Origin of the sequence: Streptomyces sp. NPDC093018 (assembly GCF_040684035.1) — a bacterium.
Lineage (GTDB): Bacteria > Actinomycetota > Actinomycetes > Streptomycetales > Streptomycetaceae > Streptomyces > Streptomyces murinus.
This window is the reverse complement of sequence record NZ_JBFBFF010000004.1, coordinates 351,657-366,956: the sequence shown is the minus strand read 5'-3', so window position 1 is coordinate 366,956 and position 15,300 is coordinate 351,657. Positions and strand designations below refer to the sequence as shown.

The 15,300-nt window shown below is 69.9% G+C and carries 11 protein-coding genes; 4 read left to right on the top strand and 7 right to left on the bottom strand.

The features are described 5' to 3' along the window. Positions 1-99 precede the first annotated feature (99 nt). Complete coding sequence (locus AB0N90_RS12260; protein ID WP_365195394.1) at positions 100-876, bottom strand: TIGR03936 family radical SAM-associated protein; 777 nt, start codon at positions 874-876, stop codon at positions 100-102. Between the two features lie 271 nt (positions 877-1,147). On the opposite strand from AB0N90_RS12260, the gene AB0N90_RS12255 reads away from it, so the two are divergent. Further along, positions 1,148-2,002, top strand: a complete 855-nt coding sequence (locus AB0N90_RS12255) for a YhjD/YihY/BrkB family envelope integrity protein (protein ID WP_365195392.1) — start codon at positions 1,148-1,150, stop codon at positions 2,000-2,002. A gap of 81 nt (positions 2,003-2,083) precedes the next feature. Here the strand turns inward: AB0N90_RS12255 and AB0N90_RS12250 are convergent, their stop codons facing one another. Continuing rightward, complete coding sequence (locus tag AB0N90_RS12250; protein ID WP_365195390.1) at positions 2,084-2,779, bottom strand: phage antirepressor KilAC domain-containing protein; 696 nt, start codon at positions 2,777-2,779, stop codon at positions 2,084-2,086. Between the two features lie 549 nt (positions 2,780-3,328). Further along, positions 3,329-4,504, bottom strand: a complete 1,176-nt coding sequence (locus AB0N90_RS12245) for a DUF4149 domain-containing protein (RefSeq protein ID WP_365195387.1) — start codon at positions 4,502-4,504, stop codon at positions 3,329-3,331. Between the two features lie 189 nt (positions 4,505-4,693). On the opposite strand from AB0N90_RS12245, the gene efeU reads away from it, so the two are divergent. The 3 genes from efeU to efeB all read left to right on the top strand — a co-directional run bounded on the left by efeU (position 4,694) and on the right by efeB (position 8,018). Continuing rightward, entirely contained in the window at positions 4,694-5,551 is an 858-nt protein-coding gene (efeU, locus tag AB0N90_RS12240; RefSeq protein ID WP_365195385.1) for an iron uptake transporter permease EfeU, read from the top strand. Between the two features lie 65 nt (positions 5,552-5,616). Then, positions 5,617-6,762 carry an iron uptake system protein EfeO gene (efeO, locus tag AB0N90_RS12235; RefSeq protein ID WP_365195382.1) on the top strand — a complete coding sequence of 382 codons (1,146 nt, stop codon included), beginning with the start codon at positions 5,617-5,619 and terminating at the stop codon, positions 6,760-6,762. Then, entirely contained in the window at positions 6,762-8,018 is a 1,257-nt protein-coding gene (gene efeB, locus AB0N90_RS12230) for an iron uptake transporter deferrochelatase/peroxidase subunit (RefSeq protein WP_365195380.1), read from the top strand. Before efeO ends, efeB begins: the two co-directional genes overlap by 1 nt. Before the next feature lie 74 nt (positions 8,019-8,092). On the opposite strand, the gene AB0N90_RS12225 is transcribed toward efeB, so the two are convergent. From AB0N90_RS12225 to mrdA, 4 genes are all read right to left on the bottom strand, one after another. Then, complete coding sequence (locus AB0N90_RS12225; RefSeq protein WP_365195378.1) at positions 8,093-10,054, bottom strand: TIGR03960 family B12-binding radical SAM protein; 1,962 nt, start codon at positions 10,052-10,054, stop codon at positions 8,093-8,095. Positions 10,055-10,124: 70 nt separating this feature from the next. Further along, a complete protein-coding gene (locus AB0N90_RS12220) occupies positions 10,125-11,624 on the bottom strand; it encodes a CYTH and CHAD domain-containing protein (protein WP_365195376.1) in 1,500 nt (499 codons plus the stop codon). Between the two features lie 73 nt (positions 11,625-11,697). Next, a complete protein-coding gene (gene rodA, locus AB0N90_RS12215) occupies positions 11,698-12,894 on the bottom strand; it encodes a rod shape-determining protein RodA (protein ID WP_085564718.1) in 1,197 nt (398 codons plus the stop codon). After that, positions 12,891-15,149, bottom strand: coding sequence for a penicillin-binding protein 2 (mrdA, locus tag AB0N90_RS12210; protein ID WP_361668101.1), 2,259 nt, complete (start codon positions 15,147-15,149; stop codon positions 12,891-12,893). The genes rodA and mrdA overlap by 4 nt, the downstream gene beginning before the upstream one ends. Positions 15,150-15,300: the final 151 nt, after the last annotated feature.

Below are 15,300 nucleotides of genomic sequence, written 5' to 3'. Positions count from 1 at the left end.
GTACGCCTTGTCGGTACGGCCTGGCGAAAGTCTTCTGGTCGGTGCGCTGCCCGACCCAGGTGGCTCCCGAGTCCAAGGGCGGCGCTACGGCGTCCGTCCCTACGCGGGACCTTCCGGCGCCGGCACCGTCGCGGCGGCAGCCGGTACGGCCGTTTGGGCCGTGGCTGCCTCGCGGTCGGGCGCGAGCGGGTCGGTCACCGTGCCGGTCTCTTCATCGAACAGCCCCTGCGCCAGCCTGGTCACCGCTGCGGGGACCGGCGGCGCCAGGTCGGCCACGGCGCGAAGACCGGACAGGACGTCGTCGGGTCGTACGGCAGGCGTCACGTGCCGAACAACCAGCCGCAGTATCGCACAGGGCTGGTCGGTCGGCCCATCAGCCGGTGCACCGTGCGCCTGAAGGCTCGCCACGGCCGGGCGGGCGTCGAAGGTGCGCACACCGTTCTTGGCCATGCGCTGCACCTCGACGGACTCGGCCCCGTTGAAGGCCTCGACCGCGCGTTCGGCGTCGGCCGGATCGACTCCGGTGAGCCTGAGCTCCCAGACGGAGGCCGTCAGCCGGTCGGCGAGACCCGAGGTGTGCGCCTCGACCGCGTCGACGATGTCGAGCCCGGCGGGCAGCGACTCGTCGAGGAGGACGCGCAGTTTCTCGGGGTCGCGCGACGCGGTGAGCGCGATCTCCAGGTACTCCGCCTCACTGCCGGTGCCGGTGGGTGCGGCATTGGCATACGACACCTTCGGGTGCGGCGTGAATCCGGCCGAGTAAGCCATGGGCACCTCGGCGCGGCGCAGCGCACGCTCGAAGGCGCGCTGGAAGTCTCGGTGGCTGGTGAACCTCAGGCGGCCGCGCTTGGTGTAGCGCAGTCGGATGCGCTGCACCGCGGGTGCGGGCGGCGGGCCTTCGGGCTGTCGCTTGCCCAGTGTCCTAGTCCTTCGTGAGAGCGGTCGTACTCCTCTCAAGAGTACGTGCCACGGCGCTCCGGGGTTCCCGCCGTGTCGGCCGGGAGCGGGACGGGCACGGACGGTTACCCTCCCTTTTGCTGACTTTGCCCCCTTCTGACGACCCCCGGAGGGTACGACGGCGGAGAACCGCGGCCGGCGCCTGCTCAGGACCCTCACCTTCTGGCTGCGTCCTGCGTTCACGCTGCGGGTGCTGGCCCGCTTCCAGCGGGTCGCGGGCTTCGACCGCTCCATGGCCCTCGCCTCCAGCGCCCTGACCGCGCTGGTGCCGCTGGTGATCCTGGGCGCGGCGGTGCTGACCAGTGTCGGCTCGTACGACATCGCGCATCAGCTGATCACCCGGTACGGCCTGACCGACGAGGGTGCGGCGGCGGTCGACGCGCTCTTCTCCCCCGAGCAGGAGCAGGTGGACGTCAGCGTCCTGGGCGTGCTGTTCCTCGCGGTGTCGGCGCTGAGCTTCACCCGGGCCCTGCAGCGCCTGTTCGAGCAGACCTGGGAGCTCCGGTCCCTCAGTGTGCGCAACACCCGCAACGGGCTGGGCTGGCTGCTCTCCGGCGCCTGCTACATGGCGATCAGCGCGCTGATCCAGTCGCTGCCGAGCGAGAGCCGGGCGCATCTGCTCAGCGCGGCGGTCGAGTTGCCGGTGACCGCGGTCTTCCTGGTCTGGACCGGCGTCCTGCTGTCCGCCCGCCGGGTCGCCTGGCGCGATCTGATCCCCTTCGGCATCACCGGCGCGGTGGCCATCGCGGTCTACTCCGTGGGCGCGACCCTTTACCTCCCGCACCTCTTCAACACCTCCGCGCAGCGGTACGGCGTCGTCGGCGCGGTCTTCGCGATGATCTCCGCCCTCTTCGCGGTCATGCTCTGCATCGTCGGCGCCTCGGTGATGGGCCGCGAGATCCGCGACGAACTGACCCGCATCTCCCACGGCGAACGCACCCCCGACGACGAGGTCCGCCGCCAATGGAACGACGTCGTCTCCCAAACCCGCTCCCGCTGGCGCTCGGTCCGGCGGCAGGTGATCCGGCATCACACGGACGACTGAGGAGCCACCGTGAACCCCCTCCCGTTCTCAGGGAGGGGGCCTCTATTGATTCCGTTGCGCCACGGCGCCTCTACAAGGCGGTCAAGCCGCCGGCCTCACGGCCCCTCGGAGCCGGTCCACGAGCCAGTCCAGGCCCTTCGAGGTGAAAAACGTCTGTTCCACCCAACGCCCATTGGATGTCTCCACGAACTTCACCTCCGCGCGAGCGGCCTTGGTGTGGCACTCGTACGGCACACGAGGATTCTGCCGTTGCAGAAATCGGATGTCGTCATGGCGCAGCAATTCCATGAACTTCGTGCGCCCGAGGCCCCCCGTCGCCTTGCTCAGAGCCTTCGCCGCGGCCGCCATGTCTATGAGGCCTTCCGAGTCGCAGAAGGCGTCCCACTTGCCGGCCTTCGGCGCGGCGATCGCCAGCTCCCTCTTCGTCGAGACCAGTTCACGTGCGGCCACGACGTATCTCTCGGCAAGGGCCAGGATGCCCTCTGGGCTGGTGACATCGGCAGGTTGCTGCCCGGCTTCCGCTTCTCGCGTCCGTACGGCGAAGTACGTCTGCGCCGCTGCGATCCCGGGCTTGCGCGGATCGCCGTTCATGGCGATCAGGTAGCAGGCGTAGCGGGTGAGCCGGTAGTCGGACACCGTCTGCCTGCCCCAGCGGCCACCGTTGATCGCCTTCGAGGCGCCCCGGAAGTGATCGAGCGGATCGAGCCCGCTGTTCTCGGCCGCCGCGACGGCTCGCCTGATGGCCACCTCGAAGCGTTCCCATTTGTCATAGCCCATGGGTATGTGAAGATCACGAGCGGACCAACACTCCTGACCACTGTGGTCCGGGAGCATCAGTTGATCGAAAAGGCTTCCCTGAGGGTTGCCTTCTTCTGGAGGCACGGTAGGGTCCACGTCGGACAAGGTCGAACTCCCTTGAACTCCCAGGCTCGCGGCGGCTCCACCCGCGCGTGAGCTGTCTGGCCGCCTTCGCTTCGAAGGCGGCCCTATGGCGTCCAGGCTACGGGACCTTCCTGACAGAGAGTCATGCTCTCGGCAGACACTGCGTGCCGGTGATTTCGGACGGAACCTGCGATTCCCTGGCGACTCCGCTGCTTGGCACCCCGTCACGGCGTGCCACATCCGACCGGCCCGCTTGACCTCAGACCCCTCTGGTGTGACTGAGGTCTCCCCTGTCGGACGATGCTACGCGCGTCACCTCTACGGGGCAGGGGTTCGCGCACTCCCGCATCACCGATCACTCAACGTGAACACCCCGACGCCCCTCCCTCAGGGGATGTCAACGTGACAACCCAGAAACGACCACCCGCTCCTTCATTTCGAAGGTCAAGCAGCCTCCGCACCGGCCCCCAGCCGACGGGCCAAGGCGTCCGAGGCCTTGGTCGTGGCACAGAGGGAGGCCACCAGGGCGAGGGCGAGGGTTGCGACCGCGGCGAAGACCGCGGCCGACGGCTGCGCCGGTGGGCTGCCGGCCTCCGTGCGGGCGGAGCCGCTGAGGAAGGGGACCACCACGAGGACGGCCAGACCCAGGACGACCTCGCCCCAGGCGACCTTGGGGAAGTGCCGGAGCGTCAGCCGGAAGAGCGAGGCCGTCTCACCCTCCCGCCGGGCCCGGGTCATGCGCGGCATCAGCCAGAACTGATTGAAGGCGCCCGCGGTGACCAGCCCCAGCACGAGAAGGATCTTCACCAGCAGGGCGACCCCGTACCCGGTGGTCCACAACTGGCTGATCCGGCCGACGTGTTCCCAGCCCATCCACAGCCCCGAGATGACGACGGCGGCGACACAGACCATCGCGACAAGGCTGAAGCGGCGCCACATGTCCGCCCAGATCAGGCCCGCCTCCGGGCTCAGCCGACGGCGCGCACCGGCGAGGACGCTCAGCAGGACCAGGCCGCCGAGCCACACCGTGCCGCTGACGATGTGGACCTGGGTGAGGACCAGGTCCAGGACGTCGTCCGCCGACAGTCCGGTGGTGACCGGGACCGCTGCGATCAGGGTCACCGCCGGCGCGAGAGGCAGCGCGGCGAGTGCGATCCACTCCAGCCGGCGCCGCGCCCCACGCCCGAACAGGGCCATGAGGGCGGCCGCGGTGACGAGGAGGACGAGGTTCTGCACCAGGAAGACGGCGCCCTGCGCGATCCAGGCCCCCTGGTCGGCGGGCGACCGCAGGAACCGCCATATGCGCCCCGGTGCGAGGGCGTCGACGAAGGGCATGCCCGCGCCCGCCCGGGCCACGCGCGCGGCGAGTTGGAGGTATCCGGTCACCAGCAGGACCACGCCGGCCCAGGCGAGGAAGACGGCCGACCGGTGGCGCAGCACGGAGGTGTCGTCGGCCGCGCCCGAGGCGTTCCTGAGGGCCGGGCGGACGGTGGTCGCGAAGGTGACGAGGCCGCCGATGGAACCGGTCAGGCCGATGAAGTAGCCCGTCTTGGTCACGGCCCGCCAGGTTTCGGGCAGGGCGTATCCGGCCGTGTCCGCGGCCAGCAGCAGTTCGCTCATGGCGGGTTAGGCTAACCTAAGTCAGATATGAGGCCGACGGTAGACATTCGGGCCGTTCACGGGTCTGTGCACCACCTCGGCCCGGCGCCGCAGCGTCATTACCTACCCTTTAGGTAAGGCTAACCTTACCTTGCATCAGTGGGGCTTACTCTCAGACACGTTCGAGCGCTGTCCGGAAGGAATGTCCCAGTGATCCCCACTCTTGTGATCGGGCTGCGGGAGGGCCTTGAGGCGTCGCTCATCGTCGGCATCATCGCCGCCTTTCTCGCCGGCGCCGGCCGCCGCGATGCCCTGCGCCAGGTGTGGATCGGTGTGGTCGCCGCGGTCCTGTTGTGCCTGGCGATCGGGATCGGGCTGATCACGCTCTCCCGTGAACTGCCGCAGCGTCAGCAGGAAGGGCTGGAGACCGTGATCGGCGCGTTCGCCGTCGTCATGGTCACCTTCATGATCCTGTGGATGAACCGGCACGCCCGCGGCATGAAGAAGGAACTGGAGGGCCAGGCCGCACACGCGCTGGCCCAGGGATCCGCGCGGGCCCTCGTGGCCATGGCCTTCCTCGCCGTACTGCGCGAGGGCTTCGAGACCGCCGTGTTCCTCATCTCCGTGATCCAGAACAGCACCAGCGTCACGAGCGGCACCACCGGCGCGCTGATCGGCATCCTGATCGCGGTCGGGATCGGCTACGGCATCTACCGCGGCGGGCTGCGCCTCAACCTCGGCCGGTTCTTCAAGGTCACCGGCCTGGTCCTGGTCCTCGTCGCGGCCGGCCTGGTCATGACGGTCATGCACACCGCCCACGAAGCCGGGTGGCTGAACGCCGGTCAGGCCCAGGCGGTGGACCTGGGCTGGCTGGTACGCCCCGGCACCGTGATGTCCTCCCTGCTGACCGGCGTCCTGGGTCTGCAGCCGCAGCCCGTGGTCGCCGAAGCGGTGGCCTGGCTGGTGTACGCGCTGCCGATGCTCGCCTACGTCGCCTGGCCGCGCCGCGCCGCCCGGCCCGCGGGCAAACCCGCTCCGGCCGCGGTGGAGAGCACCGAACACGCCTGACCGCGCCCGCCCCTTCCCACCCCGATTCCCCTGAACCACCCCTGAGCCCGAGGGAGCACTGTCCCATGCCCAGATCCACCACGCCGCGAGTCCTCCAGGTCACCGGCCTCCTGGCCATCGCCGGGCTCGTCGCCACCGGATGCGCCAAGAACAAGACGGACAGTGCCCCCGCCGGCGCCGCCAAGGTCTCCGTCGAACTCGACGACAACGGCTGCCACGTCTCGCCGAACTCCGTGGCCGCGGGCCCGGTCACCTTCACGGTGAAGAACACCAAGGCCAATAAGGTCTCCGAGGCCGAGCTGCTGCGCAACGACATCATCATGGGCGAGAAGGAGAACCTCTCCCCCGGTCTGTCCGGCACCTTCTCGCTGCATCTGAACGGCGGCAAGTACCAGGTCTACTGCCCCAACGCGAAGACCGAGAAGACCGCGTTCACCGTCACCGGCGCGGCGGCCAAGGCCTCGCAGGACCCCAAGGTCAAGGCCGACCTGGACCAGGCCGTCAGCGGCTACCGGAGCTATGTCGTCACCGAGGTCGACAAGCTGGTCCCGGCGACGAAGAAGTTCACCGACGCGGTCCGGGCCGGGGACATCGCCCAGGCCAAGCAGGCGTTCGCGCCCGCCCGCTACTACTACGAAGAGGTCGAACCGGTCGCCGAGAGCTTCGGCAACCTCGACCCCGACATCGACGCCCGGGTCAACGACGTCACGGACCAGTCCAAGTGGACCGGCTTCCACCGCCTGGAGAAGGCGCTGTGGCAGGACAAGTCCCTGACCGGCACGGCCCCGATCGCCGACAAGCTCGACGCCGACGTGGCGAAGCTCAAGACCCTGGTGGCGAAGACGTCGTACCAGCCGGCCCAGCTCGCCAACGGCGCCACCGACCTGCTCAACGAGGTCGCCTCCAGCAAGATCACCGGTGAGGAGGACCGCTACAGCCACACCGACCTGTCCGACTTCGAGGCCAACGTCGTCGGCGGTGAGAAGGCGTTCGACCTGCTGAAGCCCGCCCTCACCCGGATCGACCCGGCGCTGGCGAAGACGGTCACCCAGCAGTACGCGAGCGTGCTCGGCGCGCTCCAGCCCTACAAGAAGGGCACCGGCTACGTGGACTACTCCACGGTCGCCAACGACAAGCGGCGCGTGCTCACCCAGAAGGTCGACGGACTCGCCGAACCGCTCTCCCAGGTCGCCGCCAAGGTGAACAGCTGATGTCCGAGCGCCAGCACTCCCGCCGGGGGCTGCTCGCCCTCGGCGGGGCGGCCCTCGCGGGCGGAGCCGCCGCCGGGACCCTGACCGGCTGCCGGTCCGAGTCCCACGCCGCCGCGGCCCCGGCCGACCGGGTCCCGTTCTACGGCACCCACCAGGCCGGCATCGCCACCCCCGCCCAGGACCGGCTGGCCTTCGCCACCTACGACATCACGGCGACCGGCAGCGTCCAGGAGAAGCGGGCCGCCCTGCGCACCCTGCTGCGGACCTGGACCGCGGCCGCCGCGGCGATGACCCAGGGCCGCACCGTGCCGGGCGACAACACCGATCTCAACGCCCCGCCGGCCGACACCGGCGAGGCGTACGGGCTGTCCCCGGCCAACCTCACGATCACCTTCGGCCTCGGCACCTCGCTGTTCGACGACCGGTTCGGGCTCGCCGACCGGCGTCCGGCCGCGCTCGCGGACCTCCCGCATCTGCCCCCGGCCGACCTGGACCCGGACCGCAGCGGCGGCGACCTCGCGATCCAGGCGTGCGCCGACGATCCGCTCGTCGCCTTCCACGCCATCCGCAACCTGGCCCGGATCGGCCGGGACACCGTGGTCATGCGCTGGTCCCAGCTCGGCTTCGGAAAGGCCGCGTCCAACGGCGCCGACCAGCAGACCCCGCGCAACCTGATGGGCTTCAAGGACGGCACCCGCAACATCCACGGCGACGACACCGACCTGATGGACCGGCACGTCTGGGTCGGCAAGGAGACCGACCAGGCGTGGATGCGCGGCGGCAGCTACCTGGTGGCCCGGCGGATCCAGATGCGGATCGAGGGCTGGGACCGCGACTACCTCGCCGACCAGCAGAACGTGTTCGGCCGCTACAAGTACTCCGGGGCCCCGCTGACCGGCTCGAAGGAATTCGACACCCCCGACTTCAAGGCCAAGGGCGCCGACGGCCAGCCGGTCATCCCGGCCAAGGCCCATATGCGGCTGGCCGCCCACGAGAACAACGGCGGCATCCGCATCCTGCGGCGCGGCTACTCCTTCACCGACGGCATCGTCGCGGCCAGCGGCGAACTGGACGCCGGGCTGTTCTTCATCGCCTTCCAGAAGGATCCGCGCGAGCAGTTCGTCGCACTCCAGCGCAAGCTCGGCATGAACGACGCCCTCAACGAGTACATCCAGCACGTCGGTTCCGGCCTGTTCGCCTGCCCACCCGGCGCCCCCGCCCCCGGCCACACCTGGGCCGAGGAACTGCTCGCCTGACGAACACGGCCCGGCCGATACGGCGATGAGCCCCTTCCCGGTCCGGGAAGGGGCTCATCCGTCACTCGGCCACCTCAGTGCGCGTGCCCGCTCGCCGCCGGCGCCGGACCGGCGTTCTTCACGGTCAGCGGCAGCAGCTTCTTGCCTGTCGGGCCGATCTGGATGTGGGTGTCCATCTGCGGGCAGACACCGCAGTCGAAGCACGGGGTCCAGCGGCAGTCCTCGACCTCGGTCTCGTCGAGGGCGTCCTGCCAGTCCTCCCACAGCCAGTCCTTGTCGAGACCGGAGTCGAGGTGGTCCCAGGGAAGGACCTCCTCGTAGGCGCGCTCGCGGGTGGTGTACCAGTCGACGTCCACGCCGTGGGCGGCGAGGGCCTTGTCGGCGCAGGCCATCCAGCGGTCGTAGGAGAAGTGCTCGCGCCAGCCGTCGAAGCGGCCGCCGTCCTCGTAGACGGCGCGGATGACATCGCCGATACGGCGGTCACCGCGGGACAGCAGGCCCTCCACGATGCCGGGCTTGCCGTCGTGGTAGCGGAAGCCGATGGAACGGCCGTACTTCTTGTCGCCGCGGATCTTGTCGCGCAGCTTCTGGAGCCGGGCGTCCGTCTCCTCCGCCGACAGCTGCGGCGCCCACTGGAAGGGGGTGTGGGGCTTGGGGACGAAGCCGCCGATCGAGACGGTGCAGCGGATGTCGTTGGCCCCCGACACCTCGCGGCCCTTCTGGATGACATGCGTCGCCATGTCGGCGATCTGGAGCACGTCCTCGTCGGTCTCCGTGGGCAGGCCGCACATGAAGTACAGCTTCACCTGGCGCCAGCCGTTGCCGTAGGCCGTGGCGACCGTACGGATCAGGTCCTCCTCGGAGACCATCTTGTTGATGACCTTGCGCATGCGCTCGGAGCCGCCCTCGGGGGCGAAGGTCAGACCGGAGCGGCGGCCATTGCGGGTCAGCTCGTTGGCCAGGTCGACGTTGAAGGCGTCCACACGGGTGGAGGGCAGCGACAGGCCGATCTTGTCGTCCGTGTAGCGGTCCGCCAGGCCCTTGGCGATCTCGCCGATCTCCGAGTGGTCCGCGGAGGACAGCGAGAGCAGGCCGACCTCCTCGAAGCCGGTCGCGTTCAGACCGCGCTCCACCATGTCGCCGATGCCCGTGATCGAGCGCTCGCGCACCGGGCGGGTGATCATGCCCGCCTGGCAGAAGCGGCAGCCGCGGGTGCAGCCGCGGAAGATCTCCACCGACATGCGCTCATGGACGGTCTCGGCCAGCGGCACGAGGGGCTGCTTGGGGTACGGCCATTCGTCCAGGTCCATGACGGTGTGCTTGGAGACCCGCCACGGCACGCCCGACTTGTTCGGTACGACGCGGCCGATCCGGCCGTCGGGGAGGTACTCGACGTCGTAGAACGCCGGGATGTACACCGAGCCCGTCTTCGCCAGCCGGAAGAGGACCTCCTCGCGGCCGCCGGGGCGGCCCTCGGCCTTCCACTCCCGGATGATCCGGGTCATGTCCAGCACGGCCTGCTCGCCGTCGCCGATGATCGCCGCGTCGATGAAGTCGGCGATCGGCTCCGGGTTGAACGCCGCGTGGCCGCCCGCCAGCACGATCGGGTCGTCCTCGGTGCGGTCCCTGGACTCCAGCGGGATGCCGGCCAGGTCGAGGGCGGTGAGCATGTTCGTGTAGCCCAGCTCCGTGGAGAAGCTGAGGCCGAACACGTCGAACGCCTTCACCGGGCGGTGGCCGTCCACCGTGAACTGCGGGACGCGGTGCTCACGCATCAGCGCCTCCAGGTCCGGCCACACGCTGTACGTGCGCTCGGCGAGGACGCCGTTCCGCTCGTTGAGCACCTCGTAGAGGATCATGACGCCCTGGTTGGGCAGACCGACCTCGTAGGCGTCCGGGTACATGAGCGCCCAGCGGACGTCGCACTCGTCCCAGTCCTTGACGGTGGAGTTGAGTTCTCCGCCTACGTACTGGATCGGCTTCTGCACGTGCGGGAGCAGAGCTTCGAGCTGCGGGAAAACCGACTCGACAGGCATCTCGCGAACCTTCATGAGCTGACAGGGGTGACCATCCAGCGTAACCCGCCCGCGGGCCTCCTCCGAACGGTCAGCCGAGGAAGCGGTCCGCGGCCCTGCGCCACCGCTTCGGCAGCTCGGCCTCCGCTGCCGCCGCCCGCGCCTCCTCCCTGCCGTACAGCACCCCGTAGGGGAACGCGCTCTCCCCCGCCGCATGGGCCACCGCGGCCAGCTCGCGCAGGGTGCGGCGGGCCATGACGCTGTCCTGGTGGTCGCCGAGGAGGGTGGTAAGGGACTTCATGGCGGCGGTGAGCTCGCGGGCGGGGGCGCCGAGGGCGTCGGTGGCGGCCTCGGCGGCGTACCGAGTGCGCTTGGCCTTCTTGCGGGCCTCGTGCAGGGCGAGGTCGCGCTCGGTGCCGGGCGGCAGGGCCAGCGCCCGCTCGACCGGCGTGGTGAGCCGCGCGAGGTCCTTCCGTACGGCCGCGCCGAGCACCTTCCTCGGTTTCCGCGCGGCCGCCGCGCGCAGCGGCGGGTCCGCGAGCAGGGCGTCCAGGGTGTTCAGCAGGGCGAGGTGGCGGGGGGAGTCCAGGACGCCGGTGAGGTGAGCGGGGGCACCGGCACTCCGGGCCCGGGCCCAGGAGGTGAGGCGCTCCTGGATCCGGCCGGTGGCCAGGGCGGGCGGGAGGGCGTCGAGGGCGGTGGTCAGCCGCTCGGCCAGCACCTCCTGGTCGCGGTCGACGCCCAGCTCGCCCGCGAGCCACTTCAGCTCGACGGCGACGGGCTCGGTGACGGCGCGGTCGAGGACGGTACGGAAGGTGCGCAGGGTGCTGCGGGCGCGGCGGGTGGCGACCCGCATCCGGTGCACCGCGTCGGGGGTGTCGAGTCGTACGGCGGGGTCGAGGGCGACCAGGGCGTCCCGCTGGGCGCGGAGATAGGCGAGGACGTGGTCGCCCGCGGTGACCGGCTCGGGGCGGGCGGCGGGCGGGCGGCGCAGGCCCCCGGTGAGTTCGAGGGCGCGGGCCAGTTTGGAGGGCGAGGCGGACGGTCGTACGCCCGCCCTGGCCAGGCGTTTCTCCACCTGGTCGAGGAAGGCCGGGTCTCCCCCGTCGGCCAGCTCCACCTCGATCTCGGTCCACTGGACGGTCCCGCCCGCGCCGGTGAGCCGCTCGGCGGTCACCGCGTCCACGCTCGCCTCGGCCAGCAGGGCGCCGTCCGCGTCCACCAGATGGCGCACGTCCCGCGCGGAACGCAGCCGGACCAGCGGGACCGGCCGCGCCTCCCGGACCCGGGAGCGGACCAGGGCGGCGAGTTCCTCGGGGAGGGTGTCGGAGAGCGGGGCCCGGATCTCGTCGCGGACTCCGGGGGCGACCGGGAGCTTGAGGTGCCAGCCGGCGTCGGAGCCGCCGGTGCGGCGGCGCAGGGTGAGGGAGGCGGCGGCGAGGCGCTGGTCGGCGGTGTCGTAGTAGGTGGCGTCCAGTTCGACGAGGCCCTTGTCGAGTACGGCGGCCACCCCGCCGATGCCGGTCAGGTCGGGCAGCCCGCCCTCATCGGATTCGTACTTGCGCTCGATCTCGCGTTTCGTCTCCGCCATGAATTGAATCTAGTGCGCGGTGGGTGGATACGGCAGAGGGCGCCCCAAGGACGCCCTCTGCCGTGGTGAGCCCTTACGCCGACATCGGCCGCTGCACCTTGATCGATTGCAGGAGTCCCACGGCCACCCACACCGCGAACATCGATGATCCGCCGTACGACACGAACGGCAGCGGCAGACCGGTGACCGGCATGATGCCGAGGGTCATGCCGATGTTCTCGAAGGACTGGAAGGCGAACCAGGCCACGATGCCGGCGGCCACGATGGTGCCGTACAGCTCGGTCGAGTCCCGGGCGATCCGGCAGGCGCGCCACAGGATGACGCCGATCAGGAAGATGATGAAACCGGCGCCCAGGAAGCCCAGTTCCTCGCCCGCGACCGTGAACACGAAGTCGGTCTGCTGCTCGGGCACGAACTGGCCGGTGGTCTGCGAGCCGTGGAACAGACCGGCGCCGGTCAGTCCGCCGGAGCCGATGGCGATGCGGGCCTGGTTGGTGTTGTAGCCGACGCCGGCCGGGTCGAGGTCCGGGTTGGCGAAGGCCGCGAAGCGGTTGATCTGGTACTGGTCCAGGATGTGCAGCTGCCAGATGGCGATACAGCCGACCACACCGGTGGCGAGCAGCCCGAACACCCAGCGGTTGGAGGAGCCGGAGGCGAGCAGCACACCCAGGATGATGGCCACCATCGCCAGCACCGAGCCGAGGTCCGGCATCAGCAGCAGGATCATGCAGGGCACGGCGGCCAGGCCCAGGGACTGTGCCACGGTGCGGTGGTCCGGGAACGGCTTGTCGCCCGCGTCCACCCGCGCGGACAGCAGCATCGCCATGCCGAGGATGATCGCGATCTTGAGGAACTCGGCGGGCTGGACGGAGAAGCCGCCGATCACGATCCAGTTGCGCTGGCCGTTGATGGTCGCGCCGAGCGGGGTGAGCACCACCAGGGCGAGCAGGACCGAGGCGCCGTAGAGGACCGGCACCGCGTTGCGCAGGGCGCGGTGGCCCAGCCAGAGGGTGGCGAGCATCAGGGCGAACCCGATGCCCAGGTTCATCAGATGCCGCTCCAGGAAGAAGTACGGGTCTCCCTGGTTGATCTCGGTGCGGTTGCGGGTCGCCGAGAAGACCAGCATCGAGCCCATCAGCGACAGGGCGATCGCGGACAGCAGTATGGGCCAGTCCAGGCGCCGCGCCAGCGAGTCGCGGGCGAAGAGCCTGGTCCAGCCGGCCCGCGCGGGTCCGTACCCGGAGACGGAGAAGCTGTTCGCGCCGGTCATGAGGGCATCCTCCGGCTCCCCCGCTTACGGCGCGGGCGCCTTCGGGTGTTGCTGTTGCCGTTGTCCGTGGGTGGGGCGGTACCGGCGGGCTGCTGCTGGTCGGTGCCGTTGCTCGGGTTGTTCTTCTGGGCGGCCTCGGTGTCCTTCGCCGCGTCCTTGGGGACCGCCGGGGCGACGATGGTGCCGTCCGTGCGGACCTTCGGCAGGGATGCCTGCGGCTCGGGCAGGAACGCCTTCTTCTGGTCGATGGAGCCGTCGCCCTGGACGCCGTAGAGCGCGCTGTAGATATTGCGCACGGCCTCACCGGAGGCACCGGAACCCGTACCGGCCTGGGCGATCGTCATGATCACCGTGTAGTCCTTGGAGTAGGTGGCCATCCAGGAGGTGGTCTGCTTGCCGTAGACCTCCGCCGTACCGGTCTTGCCGTGCAGCGGGATCTTGTCCTGCGGCCAGCCGCTGAACTTCCACGCGGCCGTACCCCGGGTGATGACGCCCGCGAAGGCGTCGTCCATGCCCTTGAGGGTGGCCTGGGTGATCGGCAGCTTGCGCTGCACCTGGGGCTTGATCTCCTGGACGGTCTTGCCGTCGGGGCTGACGATCGCCTTGCCGATGGTCGGGACGTACTCGGTGCCGCCGTTGGCGACGGCGCCGTAGATCATCGCCTCCTGGATCGGCGTGACGAGGGTGTCGCCCTGGCCGATGGAGTAGTTGATCTCGTCACCCTCGCGCATCTTGTCGCCTTCGAGGCAGTTCTCGTAGGCGATCTTCTCGACGTAGGTGCCGTCCTTCTTGCCGGTCTTGCACCAGGAGTCCTTGTTGGCCTTCCAGTAGTCCAGCTTCCACTGGCGGTCCGGGACCCGGCCGCCCACCTCGTTGGGCAGGTCGACGCCGGTCGGCTTGCCGAGTCCGAACTGGTGGGCGGTCTTGAAGAAGTAGTCCTTCGGCTGGCCCTTCTTCGGGTTGATGCCGCCGTCCCGCTTCCACTCCTTGTCCGCGATGCCGTAGAACACGGTGTCGCAGGAGACCTCCAGGGCGCGGCCCAGCGAGATGTCGCCGAAGTTCTCGCCCTCGAAGTTCTTGAAGATCTGGTTGCCCACCCGGTAGTCGCTGGTGCACGGGTAGCCGCCGTTCCACGCGTAGCCCGCCTGGACGGCGGCGGCCGTGGAGACCACCTTGAAGGTCGAGCCGGGCGCGGCCTGACCCTGTATGGCCCGGTTGAGCAGCGGGTAGTCGGAGTTCTTGCCGGTGAGGGCCTTGTAGTCCTTGGCGGAGATGCCGCCCACCCAGGCGTTCGGGTCGTACGTGGGTGCCGAGGCCATGGCGACGATGCGGCCGGTCTTGGCCTCCATCACCACGACGGCGCCGGAGTCGGCCTTGTAGTTCTCACCGGTGATGGAGTCGTACTGGGTGCGGGCGGCCTTCATCGCCTTGTCCAGTTCGTACTCCGCGACGCGCTGGACGCGGGAGTCGATGCTGGTGACCACGTTCGAACCGGGCTCGGCCGCGTCCGACTTGGCCTTGCCGATGACCCGGCCGAGGTTGTCCACCTCGTAGCGGGTCACGCCGGCCTTGCCGCGCAGCTCCTTGTCGTACTCACGCTCCAGGCCCGAGCGGCCGACCATGTCCGAGCGCAGATAGGGCGAGCTGGTGTCCTTGGCCTTCTGGATCTCGTCGTCGGTGACCGGCGAGAGATAGCCGAGGACCTGCGCGGTGTTGGACTTGCCGGGGCTCGGATAGCGGCGCACGGCCTCGGGCTCGGCGGTGATGCCGGGGAAGTCCTCGGAGCGCTCGCGGATCTGCAGGGCCTGGCGGGGCGTGGCCTTGTCGGTGATCGGGATCGGTTGGTACGGCGATCCGTTCCAGCAGGGCTGGGGGGTCTTGGCGTCGCAGAGGCGGACCTTCTGCATGACGTCCTCGGTCGACATGCCGAGGACCCCGGCCAGCTTGGCCAGGACCGCCTTGCCGTCGTCCTTCTGCTTGAGCAGGTCGGTGCGGGAGGCGGAGACCACCAGCCGGGTCTCGTTGTCCGCGAGGGGCACGCCGCGGGCGTCCAGGATCTCGCCGCGCACGGCGGGCTGGACGACCTGCTGGACGTGGTTGCCCGACGCCTCCTTCTGGTACTGCGCGCCCTCCCGGATCTGGAGGTACCACAGCCGGCCGCCGAGCGTGCCGAGCAGGGAGAGGACGAGGATCTGGATCACGACGAGCCGGATCTGGACCCGTGGGGTCCGGCCGGTCTCGGGGATGTTGGTCACTGCGGGCTGCTCCCCCTCTCAGCGCACGGACGTCCGGACGCGCGGCGCGTGTGTGCGACCGGACCGCGCGCGTACGAATGATGAACGATCAGTCTGTGAGCCCGCGTTCCGCGAAAGCCGACCCGTACGAGTGAATGTGCGGGGCCCGGGA